At 47.6% G+C, this 22,037-nt stretch carries 24 protein-coding genes; 21 read left to right on the top strand and 3 right to left on the bottom strand.

Annotated features, from left to right (window positions below):
- Positions 1-126: 126 nt before the first annotated feature.
- The 5 genes from lpdA (at position 127) to lipB (ending at position 6,020) form a co-directional block, all read left to right on the top strand.
- Complete coding sequence (gene lpdA / locus QNO02_RS19370) at positions 127-1,551, top strand: dihydrolipoyl dehydrogenase (protein WP_289389699.1); 1,425 nt, start codon at positions 127-129, stop codon at positions 1,549-1,551.
- Between the two features lie 139 nt (positions 1,552-1,690).
- A complete protein-coding gene (locus QNO02_RS19365; protein ID WP_036607878.1) occupies positions 1,691-2,719 on the top strand; it encodes a thiamine pyrophosphate-dependent dehydrogenase E1 component subunit alpha in 1,029 nt (342 codons plus the stop codon).
- A gap of 2 nt (positions 2,720-2,721) precedes the next feature.
- On the top strand, positions 2,722-3,708 hold the full coding sequence (locus QNO02_RS19360; RefSeq protein WP_017687621.1) for an alpha-ketoacid dehydrogenase subunit beta: 987 nt from the start codon (positions 2,722-2,724) through the stop codon (positions 3,706-3,708).
- A gap of 47 nt (positions 3,709-3,755) precedes the next feature.
- On the top strand, positions 3,756-5,201 hold the full coding sequence (locus QNO02_RS19355; RefSeq protein WP_289389698.1) for a dihydrolipoamide acetyltransferase family protein: 1,446 nt from the start codon (positions 3,756-3,758) through the stop codon (positions 5,199-5,201).
- Between the two features lie 111 nt (positions 5,202-5,312).
- Positions 5,313-6,020: a lipoyl(octanoyl) transferase LipB gene (gene lipB / locus QNO02_RS19350; protein WP_289389697.1), complete on the top strand. Its 708-nt coding sequence runs from the start codon at positions 5,313-5,315 to the stop codon at positions 6,018-6,020.
- 26 nt (positions 6,021-6,046) lie between these two features.
- Here the strand turns inward: lipB and prli42 are convergent, their stop codons facing one another.
- Positions 6,047-6,148, bottom strand: coding sequence for a stressosome-associated protein Prli42 (gene prli42, locus QNO02_RS19345; protein WP_017687624.1), 102 nt, complete (start codon positions 6,146-6,148; stop codon positions 6,047-6,049).
- Between the two features lie 267 nt (positions 6,149-6,415).
- Between prli42 and QNO02_RS19340 the strand changes: the two genes are divergently transcribed.
- Complete coding sequence (locus QNO02_RS19340) at positions 6,416-7,549, top strand: M20/M25/M40 family metallo-hydrolase (protein ID WP_289389696.1); 1,134 nt, start codon at positions 6,416-6,418, stop codon at positions 7,547-7,549.
- A 151-nt stretch (positions 7,550-7,700) separates the two neighbouring features.
- Here the strand turns inward: QNO02_RS19340 and QNO02_RS19335 are convergent, their stop codons facing one another.
- Complete coding sequence (locus tag QNO02_RS19335) at positions 7,701-7,835, bottom strand: Z-ring formation inhibitor MciZ (RefSeq protein WP_091028853.1); 135 nt, start codon at positions 7,833-7,835, stop codon at positions 7,701-7,703.
- Positions 7,836-7,957: 122 nt separating this feature from the next.
- Between QNO02_RS19335 and QNO02_RS19330 the strand changes: the two genes are divergently transcribed.
- The 11 genes from QNO02_RS19330 to sigF all read left to right on the top strand — a co-directional run bounded on the left by QNO02_RS19330 (position 7,958) and on the right by sigF (position 16,606).
- Complete coding sequence (locus QNO02_RS19330) at positions 7,958-8,551, top strand: NUDIX domain-containing protein (protein WP_051447058.1); 594 nt, start codon at positions 7,958-7,960, stop codon at positions 8,549-8,551.
- A gap of 2 nt (positions 8,552-8,553) precedes the next feature.
- A complete protein-coding gene (locus tag QNO02_RS19325) occupies positions 8,554-9,774 on the top strand; it encodes an endonuclease Q family protein (protein ID WP_289389695.1) in 1,221 nt (406 codons plus the stop codon).
- Positions 9,775-9,934: 160 nt separating this feature from the next.
- Positions 9,935-10,564 (top strand): stage II sporulation protein M, encoded by a 630-nt coding sequence (gene spoIIM, locus QNO02_RS19320; protein ID WP_017687629.1) that lies wholly within the window; start codon positions 9,935-9,937, stop codon positions 10,562-10,564.
- Between the two features lie 107 nt (positions 10,565-10,671).
- On the top strand, positions 10,672-11,139 hold the full coding sequence (fur, locus tag QNO02_RS19315) for a ferric iron uptake transcriptional regulator (RefSeq protein ID WP_289389694.1): 468 nt from the start codon (positions 10,672-10,674) through the stop codon (positions 11,137-11,139).
- A gap of 159 nt (positions 11,140-11,298) precedes the next feature.
- Positions 11,299-11,541, top strand: coding sequence for a DUF4227 family protein (locus tag QNO02_RS19310; RefSeq protein ID WP_017687632.1), 243 nt, complete (start codon positions 11,299-11,301; stop codon positions 11,539-11,541).
- Positions 11,542-11,616: 75 nt separating this feature from the next.
- Positions 11,617-12,507 carry a tyrosine recombinase gene (locus tag QNO02_RS19305; protein WP_289389690.1) on the top strand — a complete coding sequence of 297 codons (891 nt, stop codon included), beginning with the start codon at positions 11,617-11,619 and terminating at the stop codon, positions 12,505-12,507.
- A gap of 129 nt (positions 12,508-12,636) precedes the next feature.
- On the top strand, positions 12,637-13,461 hold the full coding sequence (locus QNO02_RS19300) for a purine-nucleoside phosphorylase (protein ID WP_036607861.1): 825 nt from the start codon (positions 12,637-12,639) through the stop codon (positions 13,459-13,461).
- Between the two features lie 249 nt (positions 13,462-13,710).
- Positions 13,711-14,886, top strand: coding sequence for a D-alanyl-D-alanine carboxypeptidase family protein (locus QNO02_RS19295; protein ID WP_150364566.1), 1,176 nt, complete (start codon positions 13,711-13,713; stop codon positions 14,884-14,886).
- A gap of 144 nt (positions 14,887-15,030) precedes the next feature.
- Positions 15,031-15,384, top strand: coding sequence for an anti-sigma F factor antagonist (gene spoIIAA, locus QNO02_RS19290; RefSeq protein ID WP_017687636.1), 354 nt, complete (start codon positions 15,031-15,033; stop codon positions 15,382-15,384).
- On the top strand, positions 15,381-15,836 hold the full coding sequence (gene spoIIAB / locus QNO02_RS19285) for an anti-sigma F factor (protein WP_036672324.1): 456 nt from the start codon (positions 15,381-15,383) through the stop codon (positions 15,834-15,836). Before spoIIAA ends, spoIIAB begins: the two co-directional genes overlap by 4 nt.
- A 14-nt stretch (positions 15,837-15,850) precedes the next feature.
- On the top strand, positions 15,851-16,606 hold the full coding sequence (sigF, locus tag QNO02_RS19280; RefSeq protein WP_036607856.1) for an RNA polymerase sporulation sigma factor SigF: 756 nt from the start codon (positions 15,851-15,853) through the stop codon (positions 16,604-16,606).
- An 87-nt stretch (positions 16,607-16,693) separates the two neighbouring features.
- Here sigF and QNO02_RS19275 read toward each other — a convergent pair whose 3' ends face one another.
- Positions 16,694-17,623, bottom strand: a complete 930-nt coding sequence (locus QNO02_RS19275) for a DMT family transporter (RefSeq protein ID WP_289389689.1) — start codon at positions 17,621-17,623, stop codon at positions 16,694-16,696.
- A gap of 108 nt (positions 17,624-17,731) precedes the next feature.
- Here QNO02_RS19275 and QNO02_RS19270 point away from each other — a divergent pair, with 108 nt between their 5' ends.
- The 4 genes from QNO02_RS19270 (at position 17,732) to QNO02_RS19255 (ending at position 21,995) form a co-directional block, all read left to right on the top strand.
- Positions 17,732-18,640 (top strand): AraC family transcriptional regulator, encoded by a 909-nt coding sequence (locus tag QNO02_RS19270; protein ID WP_289389688.1) that lies wholly within the window; start codon positions 17,732-17,734, stop codon positions 18,638-18,640.
- A gap of 597 nt (positions 18,641-19,237) precedes the next feature.
- Positions 19,238-19,894 carry a stage V sporulation protein AA gene (locus QNO02_RS19265; protein ID WP_289389687.1) on the top strand — a complete coding sequence of 219 codons (657 nt, stop codon included), beginning with the start codon at positions 19,238-19,240 and terminating at the stop codon, positions 19,892-19,894.
- The gene (locus QNO02_RS19260; RefSeq protein ID WP_026080996.1) at positions 19,875-20,303 is read left to right on the top strand and encodes a stage V sporulation protein AB; all 429 of its coding nucleotides are present in this window, start codon (positions 19,875-19,877) and stop codon (positions 20,301-20,303) included. The genes QNO02_RS19265 and QNO02_RS19260 overlap by 20 nt, the downstream gene beginning before the upstream one ends.
- A 24-nt stretch (positions 20,304-20,327) precedes the next feature.
- Positions 20,328-21,995 carry a spore germination protein gene (locus QNO02_RS19255; protein ID WP_091028877.1) on the top strand — a complete coding sequence of 556 codons (1,668 nt, stop codon included), beginning with the start codon at positions 20,328-20,330 and terminating at the stop codon, positions 21,993-21,995.
- The last annotated feature ends 42 nt before the right edge of the window (positions 21,996-22,037 follow it).

Here is a 22,037-nt window from a genome sequence, read left to right as displayed (position 1 = left end):
ATTGCTTCAAACTTTGAGTTGACAGCTCAAGGAGAGTACAATGGAGTATAGAGGGTATAAGCCAAACCATGATTCAAGCCATCATAAATTATATTGAAATTTGATTCATAGAGGAGAGCATGAGAGATGCCAATTACATGTGATGTTGCAATTCTTGGAGGAGGGACCGGTGGATATGTAGCCGCGATCCGGGCTGCACAGCTGGGAAAACAGGTCGTTATTATTGAGAAGGACAAGCTTGGTGGAACCTGTCTGCATCGTGGTTGTATTCCGAGTAAGGCTTTGCTGAAAAGCGCGGAAGTATACGCTGAGATTCAGGAGAGCGAGACGTATGGTATCGAGACGAATGGAGCCACACTTGTATTTCCCAAAGTACAGGCGCGTAAGGATGCGATTGTCGAACAGCTCCATCAGGGCGTTCAGTATTTGATGAAAAAAAATAAAATCCAGGTTGTACACGCGAAAGGTCGCGTCATTGGACCATCCATCTTTTCACCGCAGAGCGGAGCAGTCGCTGTAGAGTTCGAAGATGGCGAGATGGATACGGTAGTTCCAACCAATCTCATCATTGCCACTGGTTCGCGTCCTCGTGTGCTACCGGGCCTGGAACCGGACGGCAAGTTTATTATGAGCAGTGACGAAGCCCTGCGTATGGATGAACTTCCTGCATCACTCATCATTGTCGGTGGGGGTGTGATTGGACTGGAGTGGGCATCCATGCTGAATGACTTTGGCGTAGACATCACAGTAGTAGAAGCAGCTGCTCACGTGTTGCCTGCCGAGGATGAGGATGTTGCCAGAGAAATGCAGCGATTGCTCAGCAAACGAGGTGTTCGTTTCCTGACAGGTGCCACCGTTCTAATGGAAACATATAACACGGATCAAGAGGGCATCCAGATTGATGTGCAGCTTGGTGACGATAAGCAGGAAACGCTAAGAGCGGAGAAAATGCTCGTGTCGGTTGGACGTCAGGCTAATGTCGAAAATATCGGACTCGAAAATACAGATATCAAACTGGAGCGTGGGTTCATCGCTGTGAACAAACAGTTACAGACCGGTGAAGGTCACATCTACGCCATTGGTGACTGCATCGGCGGTTTACAGCTTGCACATGCCGCAAGTCATGAAGGCATTCTCGCTGTCGATCATCTGGCGGGCGAAACGGTACACGCCGTAGAATCCCACCGTATTCCGCGCTGTGTGTACACACGTCCGGAAGCAGCGAGCATCGGATTCACCGAGCGTGAAGCCAAAGAACGTGGCTATGACATTAAAACAGGCAAGTTCCCATTTTCGGCCATTGGCAAATCGCTTATTCACGGAAGTCGGGATGGATTCGTGAAGGTGATCGCAGATGCCAAGACGAATGATATATTGGGGGTACATATGATTGGCACCCATGTGACGGAATTAATCGCTGAGGCTTCTCTGGCTCAGATGCTGGATGCCACACCTTGGGAAGTCGGACAAACCATTCATCCGCACCCTTCTCTGTCGGAAATTATGGGTGAAGCCATGTTGGCGGTCGATGGAAAGGCCATTGGAATGTAAGCCAAACGAGCTTATGAGAAAGGTCCTTTCCTTTTTTGGGTAAAAGGGATTATAATAAGGTTAAGCCAAGTCTTAGTACCAGGTTATAAGATCGGGTAGTAAGAGTGGCACAGGCTCTGATTAAAAGGAGGTACCTCATATGAGTTCACAAGGTACTGCAGACGCGGTCCACCGGCATCAACAGCTGGGACTTAGCGATGGTGAAGTATTGGATATGTACAAATACATGCTGCTCGCGCGCAAGTTTGACGAGCGTTGCTTGCTCTTGCAACGGGCTGGCAAAATTAACTTTCACGTATCCGGTGTAGGACAGGAAGCTGCGCAAGTAGGCGCTGCTTTTGGTCTGGATCGGGATCACGATTATTATTTACCCTATTACCGCGATTACGGTTTTGTACTGGCGGTAGGCATGACTCCGCGTGAGTTGATGTTGTCTGCTTTTGCGAAGGCAGAAGATCCGAATAGTGGCGGTCGGCAAATGCCCGGTCACTTCGGTCACAAAAAGCTGCGGATTGTGACGGGTTCTAGCCCGGTTACAACACAGGTTCCGCACGCTGTTGGATTTGCACTGGCTGCCAAAATGAAGAAGCAAGAATTTGTTTCTTTTGTTACGTTTGGCGAAGGATCAAGCAATCAGGGTGACTTCCATGAGGGAGCCAACTTTGCAGGTGTGCATAAATTGCCTGTCATTATTATGTGTGAGAACAATCAATATGCAATTTCGGTACCGATTCACAAACAGTTGAGCGGCAAAATATCCGATCGAGCACAAGGATACGGGTTCCCCGGACTGCGTGTAGATGGTAACGATGCATTAGAAGTATATGCTGCAGTCAAGGAAGCACGTCGCCGTGCCATAGCCGGAGAAGGCCCGACACTGATTGAAGCGATGATGTATCGGTTGTCACCTCATTCCACCTCCGATAATGATCTGGCTTACCGGACCAAAGAGGAAGTTGAGGAGAACTGGAAGAAAGATGGCGTTCCTCGCATGAAGAACTACTTGATCGATTGTGGCATCTGGGACGAAGCCCGGGATGCGGATCTGGCTTCCCAGCTTGCGATGGAAATGAAAGAAGCAACTGAATATGCAGACAACGCGCCATATCCTAAACCTGAGGACACTCTGACGCACGTTTATGCGGACAGCGAAGAAGGGGGACGGTAAGTATGGCAGTGATGGAATATATTGATGCAATCCGTCTCGCGATGAAAGAAGAGATGGAACGGGATGAGAATGTTTTTATCCTTGGTGAAGACGTAGGTCTCAAAGGTGGTGTGTTTACCACAACTAAAGGGCTGCAAGATCAGTTTGGCGAAATGCGAGTGATGGACACACCTTTGTCTGAATCCGCTATTGCAGGTGTTGCCATTGGTGCAGCGATGTATGGTATGAAGCCAATTGCCGAGATGCAATATTCGGACTTCATGTTACCGGCAACCAACCAGATCATTAGTGAAGCGGCAAAAATTCGCTATCGTTCCAACAATGACTGGAGTTGTCCGATTGTTATCCGTGCGCCGATTGGTGGCGGGATCTTCGGTGGGTTGTATCACTCCCAATGTCCGGAGTCGATTTTCTTTGGAACACCTGGTCTGAAAATTATAGCTCCCTACTCGGCATACGATGCTAAGGGACTGCTCAAGGCCGCTATTCGCGACCCGGACCCGGTACTCTTTTTTGAAAATAAAAAATGCTACAAACTTATCAAGGAAGATGTGCCTGAAGATGATTACATCGTTCCGATTGGTAAAGCCAACGTACTTCGTGAGGGTGCGGATATTACCGTGATCGGTTACAGTCAGCCGTTGCATTTTGTCATGCAGGCTGCTGAGGAGCTGGAGCGTGAAGAAGGCATTACTGCACACGTTCTCGATCTGCGCACATTGCAACCGTTGGATCGTGAAGCGATTATTGCTTCTGCTCGTCTGACAGGCAAAGTGCTGATCGTACACGAAGATAACAAAACGGGTGGTGTAGGTGCCGAAGTTGCCGCAATTATTAGTGAGGAATGTCTATTTGAACTGGATGCACCGATTCAGCGTCTCTGCGGACCTGATGTGCCGGCCATGCCAATTAGCCCAACATTGGAGAAATTCTACATGCTGAGCAAAGACAAAGCCAAAGCAGCAATGCGTACACTTGCCGAGTTTTAATTTCGTTTTTTGGATCGTTTAAAAGTAAAGTTTGGAGTGATAATCAAATGGCTGAACGTATGAAATGGATCGAGGTCATTATGCCGCAATTGGCGGAATCGCTGGTCTCGGCTACCATAGGCAAATGGTTGAAAAAACCGGGCGACCGTGTGGAACAGTACGAGCCGATCTGTGAAGTAATCACTGATAAAGTTAATGCCGAGATTCCATCCACTGTGGATGGAATTATGGGTGACCTTTTGGTGGAAGAGGGCACAACGATTGCTGTTGGTGAAGCAATCTGCCGCATGCAGGTCGCAGCTTCTGACGAAGAAGCGGCTGAGCAAGTAACACAAGTATCGCAGCAACAGGAGCAAGTGCAGCAACATGCGAGCCCCACTCCTCTTGCCGCGTCAAATACAGCAGGACATGATCCTAACCAGCCGATGCGTAATCGGTATTCCCCGGCAGTGCAATCCTTGGCAGCAGAGCATGGCTTGAACTTGCAAAGCATCCAAGGCACCGGTGCCGGTGGTCGTATTACCCGCAAAGATGTGCTGACATTTGTTGCACAGGGAGGTAACGCGGCTGGATCGTCTGCACCAGCATCATCTCCTGCAACACAGCATACACCTTCTGGTGTGCCGTCTGCTTCTCCATTCAGCGGAGTGAATCGTGGAAATGGAGAAATGGGTTTAACCGCTGGAGAAGCGATCTCAGCGTCTGATGCAGGTGTTCCTGTGAGACATTCAGGCATTCATCTAACCGAAAGTCCGAAAATTCCACAGATCGAAGTGGAAGGTGGCGGCCAGGGAAGATCGGAGTATTTCATCGATGTTACCCCTGTGCGTAATGCCATTGCCCGGAATATGCGTCAAAGCGTATCGGAAATCCCGCATGCATGGACAATGATCGAAGTGGACGTAACAAATCTTGTGATGCTGCGCAATAAACTCAAGGATGAGTTCAAGCGTAAGGAAGGCATCAATCTGACATATCTGTCCTTCATGATGAAGGGAGTCGTTAACGCGATTAAAGACTACCCAATCATGAACTCGGTATGGGCAGTGGACAAAATTATCGTCAAACGGGACATTAACCTGTCCATGGCGGTAGGAACCGAAGATTCTGTACTTACACCCGTAATCAAACATGCCGATCAGCGAAATATTGCTGGTCTGGCCCGTGAAGTGGATGAACTGGCTCGCAAAACACGTGAAGGTACGTTGAAGCTGGACCATATGCAAGGTGGTACGTTCACGGTGAACAACACCGGTTCATTTGGTTCGATCCTGTCCCAGCCGATCATTAACTATCCACAGGCAGCGATTCTTACATTCGAGTCGATTGTCAAGAAACCAGTGGTTATTAATGATATGATCGCTGTTCGCTCGATGGCTAACCTGTGTCTATCGCTGGATCACCGAATCCTGGATGGTGTAATCAGCGGACGTTTCTTGCAACGTGTCAAAGAAAACCTTGAAGGATATACCATGGAGACCAAGGTGTATTAAGTAAATAGTTGTCGGGAAAGTGTATGTGCCGGAGGCCGTGCACTTTTCCTGCTGTCTACGGACAGGCGCTCAATTGTACACTGAACCTGAAGCAGAAGGGTGTGGGGAATCATGAGCAAGCCGCTGGATGTTGCATACATACCAATGCTTGATTATGGAGAGGCTTGGAACCGCCAGAAAGCGATTGTGCAGCGATTGGACGAGGGCGAGGGAGCGGAGCAGATGCTGCTTTTACAGCACCCGCCAACGTATACGATCGGCTCACAAAATCATCCGGAGCATCTGCTTCTCAGTCCGGAAGAGTTGCGTGAGCAAGGGATTTCTTTGTTTCAAATTGACCGTGGCGGTGATATTACTTATCATGGCCCGGGCCAGTTGGTAGGTTACCCGTTATTGATTCTTGGTCGGGATGAAGACCTGGATCTGCACGGCTATCTACGGAAACTTGAGCAGGTGCTTATGGATTATCTCGCAGACCAGGGCATTGAAGCTGGACGCAAAGAGGGTTACACGGGTGTGTGGATTGGTGATATGAAGATTGCTGCAATCGGAATCAAGTTTAATCGTTGCAAACACCGCCGCGGTTTTGTGACCAGTCACGGGTTTGCTTTTAACATCAGCTCAGGCATTCAACATGCAGGGTTTCAGGGGATTGTTCCTTGTGGGATTGAGCAGTATGGCGTTACCTCACTGGAGGATATAACGGGCAAGTCCTATGCAGTGGAGCAGGTAGCGCAGGAGATTGTTCCGTACTTTAATCGTATTTTTCCATATCAAATTAATTGGGTCACGGAAAAAGAAGCCCTTCAACGTCTGTAAACAGTTCGTCGAAAGGCTTTAGGTTGCTATCCAAACAGCAACGGTTCGAGAGCTATGAAAAGGGTAGACCCGATCATGGCGATGAGCATGAGATAGATGATGATTTTGAACCATTTCTTTTTTTGCAAGATGAGAGAACTCCTTTCAACATAAAGTGTGTGTTCAAAAAGACTGGTTTTCAGTACCAAGAAGATGGAATGAAGCTAGAAATGGAGTAGCGGAGCGTAGGAAAACTACGTGAGCAACGGACATTTCGGCTGAATTCCATATTCGATGCTGATGATGCCGCCAGGCATCCTTCGTAATCAAAAGCGGACTTTTTGAACAACCTCATAAAAAGTAAACAAGCCATAGTAATTGTATTGTACCGTATCCACGAGAGGGAGGAAAGTCCTATGATTAAACAACAACGTGTTATCGATCAGTTTATGGAACTGGTGCAGATTGATAGTGAAACGAAAAATGAACAGAACATCTCGAAGGTGTTAAAAGAACAGTTTACAGAGCTTGGTCTTCATGTCTATGGGGACGACACGATGGAGCAAACCGGACATGGCGCCGGAAACCTCGTTATTACCTGGGAAGCCGAAGGAACAGATGGAGTTGCACCGATCTTTTTCACATGTCATATGGACACCGTAACGCCAGGACAGGGAATCAAGCCTGAACTGGGTGAAGATGGCTGGATTCGCAGTGATGGAACAACGATCCTGGGAGCAGATGATAAAGCAGGGATTGCGGCATTGTTCGAAGCGATTCGTGTGATCCAGGAAAACAAGATTCCTCATGGTAAAATTCAATTTGTCATTACAGTTGGCGAAGAGTCTGGCCTGGTGGGCGCACGTGCGATGAATCCGAAGGATATCGATGCCGAGTTCGGTTATGCGCTTGACTCTAATGGAGCTGTAGGCACGATCTGTGTAGCTGCACCAGCCAGAGCTGAAATTCAAATGAGCATCTATGGTAAGTCCGCACATGCGGGCGTGAACCCGGAAGACGGGATCAGCGCCATTCAGGTAGCAGCCAAAGCAATTGCAGCGATGACACTGGGCAGAATTGATGATGAAACGACAGCAAACATTGGCAAATTCCAGGGTGGATCACCACTCAACGTGGTATGTGACTTTGTACAGCTTGAAGCGGAAGCCCGCAGTATTGTGCAGGAGAAAGTTGAATTGCAGGTTGCACAGATGCGTGACGCGCTGGAAACGACATGTCGCAAATACGGTGCAACGGCTGAATTCAGAAGTGAGATCCTCTACCCTGCATTTGGCTTCCATGATGAACACGAAGTTGTACAGCTTGCACAGCGTGCCATCCGCAGTATTGGGCTGGAGACCAGTACGTTTGCTTCCGGTGGTGGCAGTGATGCCAATATCTTTAACGGATTCGACATTCCAACAGTGAACTTGGCGGTAGGGTATGAGGATATTCATACGACCAAAGAACGCATTCGTGCCGAAGACATTGTGAAGTTGTCTCAGGTAGTCGTAGCTATTATTCAGGAAACGGCAGCTGACAAGAAATAATATAGAGCGCATGTTACCTCACATGTTGTTAGACAAAAGTCCGAACCCGGTCTGTATCGGATTCGGATTTTTTGCGAATTCATGTTATATTTCAAGGGAGAAGACTCGTTAATTTAGGGTCAAAAGGAAGCAAAATCATGTTTCAATATGTTTATTTACGTCCAGCGAGCAGATCGACTAACTTGGCATCCGGGCCCCACTCGCGCAACCATTGCTTGAGTATGAGCTGCACTTGCCGGGCTTGTCCTACCACGTGTACGGATTGAGGCGTCATATAACTGTTCATCGAAAGTCCCCCTGATTCGTTTATATTTGCTGTGAGAATTCTATACGCTCACCATATGCCCAAAATCAGAAAAATATACATTAACCGAATATTTAATCCTACGATATGGAGTTGAAGAACAAATGAAACCAAACCAATCTGCCCAATCCATCCATGCAGCACAACCTGCCAATCCAAAGCTGGATGAAGTGACCGTATCCACCAAGCCAATCTTCGAGGGCAAAGTGATTTCACTTCAAGTCGATACCGTTAAACTGCCAAACGGCCAGACGGCTACACGTGAGATAATCCGGCACCCTGGAGCGGTAGCTGTACTCGCTCTGAATGGGGATCGCATGCTTGTTGTAGATCAGTATCGTCAGGCAATGGGGCGCACCGAAGTGGAGATTCCTGCGGGGAAACTGGACCCGGGTGAAGAACCAGAGGTTGCAGCAGCACGTGAATTGCGAGAAGAGACAGGATATGTGGCGAAGTCGCTGCGTCATTTGCGTTCGTTCTACACGTCACCGGGGTTCGCGGATGAGATCATTCATCTTTACATCGCTGAAGAGTTGGAAGCAGGGGACATGGCGCTGGACGAAGATGAATTCCTTGAAGTTGCCGAAATAACTCTGGAGGAAGCCTATGCGCTTATGGACGAGAACCGGATTAGCGATGCCAAAACGATGATGGCTGTGTACGCGTGGGACCTTTACAGAACGACAGGACGGTTCTAAGCATGCAAGACCAACTGAAAACGTCCACGATGTGGGAGCCCTGTTATACAGACCTGCATATTCACATCGGACGAACCTCTCGGGGTGAGGCCGTGAAAATCAGTGGCAGTCGCGATCTGACATTTGAGAATATCGCTCGGGAAGCATCGGATCGCAAAGGAATTCATTTGCTTGGTGTTATTGATTGTCATTCTCCGGTTGTACAGATGGATATTGAGCAATTGCTGGAGAGTGGTACCATGTCCGAGATTGAGGGCGGCGGTATTGCCTACCAGGACACTACCATTCTGCTGGGTACAGAGATTGAGCTGCGCGAGCCTGGAATGCGTGAGTTTCATATGCTGGCGTACTTCCGTGATCTGAAAACGATGAAGTCTTTCACGGACTGGATGAAACGTTATATGAAAAATGTGAACCTCAGTTCTCAGCGGGTGTACGTGCCCGCGCTAGAGATGCAGGCTGAGATTAAGGCACTTGGTGGGCTTATTGTGCCTGCACATGTATTTACACCGCATAAAGGCATCTATGGCAGTACTGCGCCCCGTATGGGCGATGTATTGGATACCCGTCTTGTGGATGCTGTCGAGTTGGGGTTAAGCTCTGATTCATCCATGGCCAGTTATATTCGGGAGTTGGATCATGTACCGTTTCTCACCAACTCGGATGCTCATTCACTCGGTAAGATTGGACGGGAGTATAACGAACTGCAAGTTGCTGCCCCTTCTTTTGATGAATTCCGTATGGCACTTCAAGGAGAAGCCGGCAGGAAAATTGCGGCCAATTATGGACTGAATCCAAGGCTGGGCAAGTATCACCGTACTTACTGTGCAGCATGTGGCAGCATTATGGATGAGCGAGCGATGTCAGCAGAGCGTTGTCCGCACTGTGGCAGTCTGAAGCTGGTTCAGGGGGTGCTGGACCGCATTCTGGCGATCTCTGATCGGGAGAGTCCTCATGTCCCTGCAAACAGACCGGCCTATCATTATCAGGTACCACTGGAGTTCATCCCCGGACTTGGCAAAGCCAAACTGCGCCAGCTACTGGACCATTTTGGTACAGAAATGAATGTACTTCATCGCACGCGTGAGGAAGAGCTTGCTGCGGTTGTTGGACCTGTGCTAGCAGGCTTAATTGTGGCTGCACGGAACGGACAACTGGAGCTGTCCTCCGGAGGTGGCGGCACGTACGGTAAAGTTGCTGTTCAGGAAAAAGCTTCGGAGTGACCCGTGTAATTACTCCTAGGTTCAACTGATAAAGCTTCACTTCACGTAGAGCCAATCTGGACAAGAAGTCATACAGGTGCGTTCCGGTTCATAAGAATGACTATGAGGATGTAACTGAGAATCCTTGCAGCATGATACCGGAAAGGGGACTCGTACCTGTATGCGCTCTTCCTACTTTACATTTAAAGGTCAGACTTCGTTATATGTATTCGTGGCTGTCTTGTTTCTGGTCGGCGTCATTTTTGGCGCGCTCATGGTGAACGCATTGTCTCTTGAGCAACGTCAGGATCTGGAGGGTTATCTGGGCAATTTCTTCATGACCGTGCAGCACAGCGCACAAGTGACTGAGACCGGGGCATATTGGGACATTGCCATGCTCCATCTGAAATGGGTGGGTCTGATCTTTATTCTGGGTTTATCCGTCGTTGGACTACCCGGTATACTGGTTCTGGATTTTCTAAAAGGTGTGCTCATTGGATTCACAGTGGGGTACCTTGTTGGGCAGTATTCCTGGAAAGGGCTGCTGTTTGCACTGGTGTCCGTGGCACCGCATAATCTATTTGTCATTCCGATCCTTCTGATCTGCAGTGTGGCGGCGATGACGTTCTCGTTATACATCATTCGCAATCGTGTTTTGATGCAGCGAACACCTGGTCGACAAAGGCCTTTTGCTTCATATATAGTGTTAACTTTGGTTATGGCTGCATTGCTGCTCGGCGTGGCATCTTTTGAAACATGGGTTACACCTGCGATGATGCGCTGGGTCACGCCAATGCTACTACCGGCCTAACGTGCACCGTATAGTGTAAAATGTTGACTTTAATTACGCACTCCCCCTATAATGAAAAGAGTGGGTTAAGTTGCAGTGTGCAGTGATTTCCTAGGGGGAGGGAGAAAATGGAAGCACGGATTGATAAAATTAAGCAGCAACTACAGTCCCAAGGATATAAATTAACGCCCCAGCGGGAAGCCACCTTAAGAGTACTTCTTGAGAATGAAGAAGATCATCTGAGTGCAGAAGACGTATTCATGCTCGTTAAAGAAAAGGCTCCCGAAATCGGTCTGGCAACCGTGTACCGTACCCTCGAACTGCTGAGTGAGCTGCATGTTGTAGAGAAAATCAACTTCGGCGACGGTGTAGCGCGTTATGATCTGCGCGGAGATACATCCAAGCATCACCATCATCACTTAATCTGTGTTCAATGCGGAAGTATGGATGAAATACGTGAAGACTGGCTTGGACTGCTTGAAGAGCGTTTGGAGCGGGAATTCAACTTTTCGGTAGTAGATCACCGACTGGACTTTCATGGAATTTGTTATCGTTGCAAAGCTAAAAATGAACAGAAACCCAAAGATGAAGAATAACATAGCATATCTTCAAGCTCTCACCGGCGGTTTTGACGGGAGAGCTTTTTTGGCACCGGACATGATCTGGAGTTTCCTCCGAATGGCATAAATCTGTGTTTATGGACATACCCTGATTCAAGGACAATACCGGATTCGAATCAGGAGGGGGACACGCCCATGATTATATCAGTGCGGAGAGGGCTCCGTTTTATTCGATTTATTATATTCTTTGCCGCATTAGTTTATCTGTTCTATCATGTTCTGGATCTGTTTAATGGCTGGATCTCACCTGTGGATCAGTATCAGATGCCGACTGGCAATGCAATCAAAGTATTTCAGGAAACGGATTGGCCGGGTAATGGAGAAGGACGTCCTACGATGGCAGAGCGTCTCCGTTTGTTCTATTGGTACGGGGAGTAGCTTCGAACAGCCAGGGATGCAAATACGGGAGCAGTCTGCCATAGCGGCAGATCTGTCAGTTGAGGAGCGTTGTACATGAAACAGACGATACATGCCTATGCCTTATACTTGGAAGATGATAAAGGGATGTCGAGCAGCACGCTTGAATCGTATCTCCGAGACGTGGACAAGTTCATTGAATTTGCAGAGAAGGAATATGGCATACGCGAAGCCGATCAGGTCAGACGCACACATGTCGTCCTGTTTGCAGGTCAGCTCAAACAGGCAGGACGTGCCAATGCAACCATTGCCCGCAGCATCGTATCTCTGCGCTCCTACTTTCATTTTTTGATGCGGCGGGGTGAGATTATACAGGACCCTACGTTTGATGTGGAAGCTCCCAAGGCGGATAAGACGCCACCACAGGTGTTAAGTATCCAGGAGATCGAACAACTGCTGACAGCGCCTGATATTCGTTCACCGCAGGGTGTGAGAGATCGAGCGATGCTTGAACTATTATATGCTACAGGCATTCGGGTCTCTGAACTGATTGCGCTTGACATTCGGGATGTACAGCCAGGCATGCGCTTTATACGATGCGGTGGCGCGGGCAAGGAACGCATCCTTCCCATCGGTGCACCAGCTGCACATTGGGCGAGTGTATATGTGGAGGAATTCCGCAACAAGTTACTCAAAACCGATTCGGACGAGCAGGCACTATTCGTGAATGTATCTGGCAGACGTTTAACCCGGCAGGGCTTCTGGAAGCTGCTCAAAAAAGCGGCGGTGGACGCGGGAATCTCGGAAGAAATAACGCCGCATACGCTGCGTCATTCCTTTGCAGCACACCTGATTGCCAATGGGGCGGATACACGTGCGGTTCAAGACATGCTGGGTCACGTGGAGCAACCTGGACAACAATATGGCAATCATGGTCGCAAAACCATGAAAGAAATCTATGAAACCCATCATCCGAGGGCAAGATAGATTTTGACGCATGGCATTCACAAATAAATGCGGAACATTGGGCCGATTTAGGATAAAATAAATTGAATACATCCAAACGCCGTTATACATAAGACGGATCGTTTCAACTCAAGGAGGAACATACAACGCATGACAGCATTAAACCAACAAATGATTTCGGAAGCAGCATCTTATATTCAAAGCAAAAGCTCCATCAAGCCGGAAGTCGGTTTGATTTTGGGTTCGGGTCTTGGCGTACTGGCAGAACTGATTGAAGATGGCGTAAGTATCGCTTATCAGGATATTCCACATTTTCCGGTGTCCACAGTAGAAGGACATGAAGGTGAACTATTGGTCGGAACCATTAAAGGTCGTCCAGTCGTGATGATGAAAGGCCGTTTCCATATGTACGAAGGATATGGTCCGGAATTGACAGCTTTCCCGGTACGGGTTATGAAAGAACTGGGTGTAAGTAGCTTGCTTGTAACCAATGCTGCAGGCGGTGTGAATACGTCGTATGAAGCTGGAGACTTGATGCTGATCTCTGACCACTTGAATCTCACAGGCAAAAATCCACTGATTGGACCAAATGACGCTGCACTGGGCGTGCGTTTCCCGGATCTGTCCGAAGCATATAGCCGCCGTTTGCGTGCGCTGGCGAAGGATACGGCCGCATCACAAGGTTTTAACGTACGTGAAGGGGTATACGCAGGTATGCTTGGTCCGAACTACGAGACACCGGCAGAGATCAGAATGCTGCGTACATTGGGCGCAGACGCAGTGGGCATGTCCACTGTATCTGAAGTGATCGTGGCACGACACGCAGGCCTGGAAGTACTCGGTATTTCCTGTATCAGCAACATGGCTGCCGGAATTCTGGACCAACCACTGTCACATGATGAGGTTATGGAGACAACGGAACGTGTGCGTGAGTCGTTCCTGGCGCTGGTAGTGGCAGTTATTCCACAAATGTAAGCAAGATTTGAGTAGAGAAGGTTACCTCTTTGGATGAGAAATCATCGGGAGGTAACCTTTTTTTTGTTGTGTTAAACGTACGGTTACTCATTCGTTGAGTGCAGTGCGTTTTTTAGCTTTGACCACATTTTCAATAAAAGTTCGGGAAATCATGCTTTACATGGAATAATTTACTGGAAACGGGCCGACAATGATTAGCAGTACATGCATGGAACATGCAGTAAGCAAGTCATTTGAGGAGGTAAACTTGTGAAGAAAAGAATAATGGCATCGTTCATGACCCTTTGTATCCTGCTGTCCCTTTTGGCATCAACGGCATTAGCTGAAGAAACACCGAAGGCAGCGGGAGGAACTGATCTGGCCCCGTCGGCGCGCTCTGCGATCTTAATGGATGCAGACACGGGAACGGTCATTTATGAGAAAAACAGTCATGATCAGCTGCCTCCGGCGAGCATTACAAAAATTATGACCATGCTGCTTACGATCGAAGCGATCGACTCAGGCAAGCTGAAGCTGACGGACAAAGTAAGAGCGAGCGAATATGCAGCTTCGATGGGCGGTTCGCAGATCTTCCTGGAGCCTGGGGAAGAAATGACAGTTGATGATATGTTAAAAGGGATCGCGATGGCTTCGGGCAATGATGCCTCGGTAGCTATGGCTGAGAAGATCGCTGGCTCGGAAGAAGCCTTTGTACAGCTGATGAATGAGCGTGCGAAGGAGCTTGGCATGAAGGATACTCATTTTGCCAACTGTAACGGTCTGCCGGTCGATAATCATTATTCTTCCGCCCATGATATTGCCGTCATGAGCCGTGAACTGTTGAAACATTCCGGGATTACGAAGTACACCGGTGCATATCAGGATTACCTTCGCAAAGATACGGAAAAGCCATTCTGGCTGGTTAACACCAACAAGCTGGTTCGTTTTTATCAAGGGGCAGACGGTTTGAAAACAGGTTACACTTCCGAAGCGAAATTCTGCTTGTCTGCAACGGCGTCCAAAGATGGATTGCGTGTCGTTTCCGTGGTACTTGGTGAACCAAATACCAAAACACGGAACAGTGAGGTATCTTCGATGTTTGACTATGCGTTTAGCCAATATACGATGAAGGCGCTCTACAAGGCAGGGGATCTGCTGGGCAGTCTGAAGATCGAAAAAGGTGAAGTTGCCGAATTGCCTCTAAATGCCACGCAAAATTATAGTGTACTGATGCGCAAAGGAGCCAAATCCAACGACATCCGACATGAATTGTTGGTTGCCAAAGAATTGAAAGCTCCGATCAAGGCTGGGCAAAGTATAGGTAAACTTGTGGTTTACCAGGGCAATGATGTGATTAAGGAGTTCGATATTCAGGCTCCGCAGGATGTGAATAAGGCTGGCTGGTGGAAGCTGTTCAAGCGGACAACGTCCAACCTGTTTGACTAAACGGCGATTTCTGCGAGTTGCACGCATCCTTCGAACATATTTTGTAGTTAAATAGGGGTTTTCTTCTAGTTTTGTCGGGGGGCAGGAAAAGCCTTCGGAAGCGTAGAAATCCTTGTTCTAAGACAGGGAGGAGAGTGAGCAAACGTGAACTTGCATGTGGAAATGGAACACCATCGCGGGATTCTGATTGTACGATTATCCGGGGAGCTGGATCACCATACAGCTGACATGGTACGGATGCAGATGGATGAAGCCATCCAGCGGAGACAAAGCGAGCATCTCGTACTCAGCCTGAAAGATCTGCAATTTATGGACAGTTCGGGTCTGGGTGTCATTTTGGGAAGATACAAGCTCATTAAGAATAAAGGTGGCAAGATGGTGGTCTGTGACGTCAATTCGCCAGTGTACCGATTGCTGGAAATGTCGGGTCTGTTCAAGATTATGCCGATATACGAAAATGAGGGAACTGCTCTCTCAGGTCTGGAGGTCGTCTCATGAATGAAGGAACAGGGACAAATTTCATGAATCTGCAATTCGCGGCCAAGTCAGAGAATGAGTCGTTTGCACGGGTAACCGTTGCTGCGTTTATCTCCCAGCTTGATCCAACGATGGACGAGCTCAGTGACCTGAAGACGGTCATTTCGGAAGCCGTGACCAACAGCATCATCCACGGATACAACAACAACTCCGAAGGTGTTGTGTCTATCCAGGCCGAGATTCGGGAAGACATGATCACAATCATCGTGGAAGACCGCGGTGAAGGAATCGAAGATCTTGAACTCGCCAAGCAGCCGCTATATACGTCCAAACCCGAACTTGAGCGGTCGGGCATGGGCTTCACCATTATGGAAAACTTTATGGATGAATTCGAAGTCAGCAGTGAGCCCGGCAGAGGCACCTCCATCAAGATGAAAAAAAGGATTGAATCCAAGAAAGCATTGTATAATTAGGGGTTGGTGTTCTTATGGATGCTGAAGTGAAACCATCTTCACAGACCTATTTGGACGATGCCGAGGTCAAACGGCTGATTGCGCTCAGTCAGTCGGGTGACCATGTCTCACGGGATACGCTGGTGAACTGCAACATCAGACTCGTCTGGTCCGTCGTACAGCGTTTTATGAACAGGGGATATGATCCGGAAGATCTGTTCCAGATTGGTTGTATCGGTCTGCTCAAGTCAGTGGACAAATTCGATCTCAGTTATGACGTGAAGTTCTCAACCTACGCGGTACCGATGATCATCGGAGAAATCCAGCGATTCCTGCGGGATGACGGTACCCTGAAGGTCAGTCGTTCACTAAAAGAGATGGCGAATAAAGTCCGTAAAAAAAGGGACGAACTGTCTAAACATCTGGATCGTCTGCCAACGATTAAGGAAGTTGCCGCAGAGCTGGGGGTAACCCCGGAGGAAGTCGTATTTGCCCAGGAAGCGAACAAACCACCCACCTCCATTCATGAGACGGTATTCGAGAATGACGGTGATCCCATCACCTTAATGGATCAGATTGCCGACGAGTCTCAGGAACGTTGGTTTGACAAACTGGCCTTGAACGAAGCCATCGGTGGTCTCAGTGAGCGGGAGCGGTTAATCGTGTATCTTCGGTATTACCGGGATCAGACGCAGTCCGAGGTTGCCAGCAGGCTGGGAATATCTCAGGTACAGGTATCGCGTCTGGAGAAAAAAATACTGCAATCCATCCGCGACCAGATCGCACAGTGATTTTGTGGAGTGCAACAACAATATTGGCGCTTATGCACCAATATACGACAACTAACAACCTTCTATCGCGCATTATGGCGAAGAAGGTTATTTGTTGTTAATACGGGGAGATCCCGAACGATTGGACTGCATGACCAGCATCATGCCAAGAATACATGCCATACCAATCCATTGATAGAAGCCAAAAGGTTCATGGAGCCATATGACAGTTGTTCCAACAGCAGCAAGGGGCTCTGCGCTCCCGAGCAGGCTTGTTTCCTTGGGTGTAAGACTTTTGAGACTCGCAATATAAAACCAAAAAGCAATCATGGTCCCAAAAAGGATCGTAAATATCAAATAACCGTAGGTTTCCAGCGTGATGCTAGCAAAATTCATTTTCCAGGGTGGGTGAATAAAACTCATTCCCAAACCAGCGATGATCATAGCCCAGCCAACCACAACAAGTGAATCGAATTTTTTAATCAGTTGCACGGCATACAGCGTATAAAATGCAGCTGAAACCCCGGATAATATGCCCCACATCACTGCGAGCCAGGAGACAGATAACTGCGTGAGTGAGCCGTTCGTCAGTAGGAGAAAACACCCACCGAGAGCCAGAACGGCGCATGCAAGGTCATTGCGTGTAAGGACAGACTGCTTACGGAGTGCGATGTAAATCATGATCATGACAGGGGAAAGGTACTGCAGGAGTGTAGCTACCGCTGAATTACCGTGTTTAATGGATGCCATGTACGTATACTGGACGGTAAGCATGCCGACCAATCCAAAAATGATCAGCTGTCCAGCCGTTTTTTTATTTCTCCACACATCAAAAATCTGAAATCGTCCATTAGTAAACGATTGAATAACCAGTAATAGTAACCCAGCGATCAACAATCGTACAGTGACATACCAATTGACCTCAATTCCATCCAGTTGAAACAGTTTTTGAGATACCGTACCCCCAATGCCCCAACAGATGGCTCCGGTCAGAACGAGTACGATGCCTGAAATTTTGGATTTTGCAGAAGTTGTCATTCTTGTTCGCCTCACCTTAAATATAAGAATAGTGTTATATTAAGGAGAAATGAGGTACATTAATATCAATATGACACTTAAAAATATAACTATATTGAGATGAGGGCCATGCGGAAAATCGAATTTATCATTGATCAACAATTGAAAGAAATGACGCAACACCGTACCGATACATTATCTATAGCCTGTTATGAGACAACCATTGTTCAAAATGTTCACGGACATATTCCTCTCCACTGGCATGATGAATTGCAGTTTGTTACCGTTCTTCAGGGTACGGCGTTGTTCCATATCAACGATCAAAAGGTGATTTTGTCCAAAGGTGACGGGATTTTTATCAACAGTGGAATAATGCATATGGCCGAAGATCATGGTGTGAGCGAGAACTGCATTTATTTATGTCTGAATTTGTCCCCGCATGTTATCATGCCTTCGGATTTGTATATAAAGTACGTACATCCATATGTAACAGCAACTAATTTGCCTTTTCTGTATATCGAAAGAGCTAACGCTTGGGGAGAACAGATCCTGAGTGCCATTGCACGGATTAGAAAGGAGTTAGTGGAAAAAGTTCCTTTTTACGAAGTAAATGTTGCTTCTGCGGTGCTGAATATGTGGAAACTGCTGATTATGAACGGATATTCCCTGGAACATGATCCATCAGAGATGAGCAGAAACAAGCGAATGAAAGACATGTTGCAATGGATTAATCTCAACTATACCGATCCAATTAAGCTGGAAGATATTGCAAAGGCCGGACAGTTAAGTCGATCGGAGACATGCCGTTATTTCAAGCAAATCCTAAAAACCACACCCATGCAATATGTGATCGAGTACCGCATCCAAAGAAGCATTGAACTATTGCAACTCTCCGAGCGTAGCATCACCGAAATTGCCTATGAGGTCGGTTTTAACAGCACGAGTTATTACATTAACCAATTCCGCAAAACAATGAATTCAACCCCTTTACGATTTAGAAGGGAATTGAACAAAAGAGAAAAAGAACATAATTGTTGAGTTATTGTTCATGATCCGTGAGCCTATTTACAAATTCCAAAGAGTCGCCCATACGGCGACTTTTTTGATATGTAAAAATAATACTTCACACTTAGTTACGCCTCAAATCCCCAAATTTCTAAAATTAATATCCAGAAGCTACCTTCACAAGTCATTGAATTTTTAAGCAAAATAACCCTCATCTTTTAATTCCCTTCCTGCCTACTCCCCAGCATATTTATTTCAAACGTTTGGAAACGGGAGGACGATGGGTAGCGGAGGGATGGAATCGGTCAAAAGGAGCGGAGCGTGAGGGTTCATCTAAGGATACATAAGCAACGCAGGCGGCAGATTAGAACTGAAGAAGCGAAGCGTTCGCATTTGTCTCCAAATTTCTAACCCTTAGAAATCAATCAAAAGAATTTGGAGACAACAGCGATCAGAAGGTTGGTCTGCCGTCGGAGTGTCTGCGTGTATCCTCCCCCGAGCAACAGCGACCAATGACCGATCCATCCCGCAGCGTCAACTCACCCTTCCAACTTTTTTCCAACCCGTTTGTAATAAATTTGCACATTCTTCAAATACTAACCTAAATTACGCAGTAAAGGAGTGCTATGGATGTCCCAGACACCCACTCCAATGGTCTATATTCGTCTGCGCAGCCGTATTCGCATCCAGAGGGGCAGAGCAGTCAAGCTTGGAGACATTGCACATGTACTGACCTCTTCTGAAGACCAGGAGGGCAGGCTACTGGAGCTTGAACTGCTGCGCCCTGGACCGGAGGATGGCAATCTGATCCTCATTGATATATTGCAGATTATTCCCCGAATTCGGCACGTCTTGCCGGAGGTAAGTGTGGAACTGATGGGATCAGGTCATACGTTGGTTGAAGTTATCGCGGGAAATGGTCAACCTTCCAAGTCCCTGTTCATTCTGGTTTGGCTACTGCTGTTCTTTGGATCAGCCTTAACGATCATGAATTTTCATGCCGATGTGAACATGCAGGAAGTACAGATTCGAATTGTGGAGATGCTCACTGGGCATCGGGACGAACATCCCTATCTGTTCCAAGTGGCGTATTCCATTGGCATTGGATTTGGAATGGCAGTATTTTTTAATCATTTGTTCAAGAAAAAGTGGAATGAGGAACCTACCCCGCTGGAAGTGGAGATGTTCCTATACCAGCAAAATGTAGATAAATATGTGATGATTGAAGAAAGCGAACGGATGCACGAGCAGGAACGCAGGGAGATGAATGCGGATGAGCGTTCTTAATGGAGCAATCAGCATTGTATTGGGTATTGCAGGGGGAATTGCCGTAGGGAGCGGCGTAATTGCGCTCATTCTGGTGCTCGATATGATTCCCAGGTTGGCCCAACTTACGCAATCGTATGACAAGACTCACTGGTACGAAGGGGCGCTGATCGGTGGTTCACTGCTCGGGACGGTGGCGGATTTCTGGCACTGGAAAATGCATGGGGTGCTGCTGCTCAGTCCAATTGTTGGTTTGTTCTGTGGGGTGTTCATCGGTCTGCTGGCCGCAGCGCTCACTGAGGTGCTTAATGTACTGCCCGTACTAGCCAAACGATTGGGCATGAAACCTTATTTGTTTGGATTACTGCTCGCCATGATTTTGGGCAAAATGACAGGTTCCCTGTTTGATTTTTTCATATATCAGCGGTAACTCGTGGCCATAGGAGGATGGAAGATGGATGAACAAACAGAGCACACAGGCCAGGAAAATAGTGAAGGTATAACGGAAGAGATGTTACACAAGTCTGCTTATGAGATTCAGAAGGAAGAAGAGGAGAAAGCGTACAGTAAGAAAAAACAAAATGAGATGTCCGACAGCATTGAGGAATCCGTGCAATATTGGCAGGAAAACGATGATATCTCCCCACGCATGAGTGAGAATAGATATACACTGCAACAGGTACTGGGGCTCGGAGAATCGTTTGACGTGAATATGAGAGAAATGGTCCTGGGTGGCAAGCACGTTGGATTGCTGATGATCACCGGCTTCGCCAAGGATGAGATTTTGCTTGAAGTGTTGAAAAGACTCACCTATCTCACGCCGGATGACGTGTCCGGACATGCACTCAAATCTTATTTTGAATGTTACATTCCCCATATTCAGGTGGAAAAAGTCGAGAAGATGAGTGCGGTCATCAACAAGGTTCTTACCGGTATGAGTGCAATGTTCGTTGAAGGGGACCGCTCGGTCTTAATTATGGATACCCGGAGTTATCCGGTACGTTCACCCGAAGAACCTTCATTGGAAAGGGTAGTCCGGGGTTCCAGAGACGGCTTTACCGAAACACTCCTGACCAATGTAACCTTGGTCCGCCGTAGAATTCGCGACCCAGGACTGAAATTTGAGATCATGCAGGTGGGGCGGAGAACACAAACCGATGTCTGCGTGGTGTACATTGACGATATTGTGGATAAAGTGCAGGTGGATTCCGTTCGTGAAAAAATTCAGCGAGTTGATATTGATGGTATTCCCTCCGCCGATAAACAGCTGGAAGAAGCGATTATCAACAAGGGTTGGAATCCGTTTCCACTCGTCCGGTATTCCGAACGACCGGATGTTACAGCTTCCCATTTGCTGGAAGGACGTGTTGTCATTTTCGTAGACACTTCCCCCAGTGTGATGATTCTGCCTACGACCTTCTTCGACCTGTGTGAGCATGCGGAGGAGAATAGACAGACAGCCTTGATGGGGACGTATTTACGATGGGTGCGTTTTGCAGGGATTCTCATATCGTTGTTTTTGCTACCGCTATGGCTTCTCATGGTTATTGACCCTTCGATTAAACCGATGGGACTCGACTTCATTGGTCCACAGGAAAATGTAAAGCTTCCGTTAATTCTACAGTTTCTACTGATCGAACTGGGCGTCGATTTATTACGGATGGCAGCGGTTCATACGCCTACACCTCTGGCATCGGCCATGGGTTTGATCGCGGCAATTCTAGTCGGGGATATCGCCGTCAAAACAGGATATTTTGTAAATGAGGTTGTACTTTATATGGCGATCGCAGCCATCGGCATGTTTGCCACGCCGAGTTACGAGCTTGGACTTGCCAACAGGCTGGTCAGGTTGGTTCTGTTAATCGCTGTTGCGATATTCAAGGTTCCGGGATTGGTGGTGGGCAGTACATTGCTCATATTGGCGCTCACCATTCACCGGTCGTACAATTCTTCGTATCTCTGGCCTTTTATACCGTTTAATGCAAAGGCCCTGGGCAACTTTTTATTCCGGCTTCCGTTGCTGGAAAATAAAAAACGTCCATCATTCAACAAAACCCGTGACAACACCAAAATGTCTGATGATCCAGACGGTGAACTGCGAAAAAGTAAAAAACACAAATGATCTTCCGAAAAATCCATTCATCTCGCTGCCTAATTTGATATA

The sequence above is a fragment of the Paenibacillus sp. PK1-4R genome (assembly GCF_030369595.1).
Classification (GTDB): domain Bacteria; phylum Bacillota; class Bacilli; order Paenibacillales; family Paenibacillaceae; genus Paenibacillus.
This window is presented reverse-complemented; position numbering and strand designations above follow the sequence as displayed.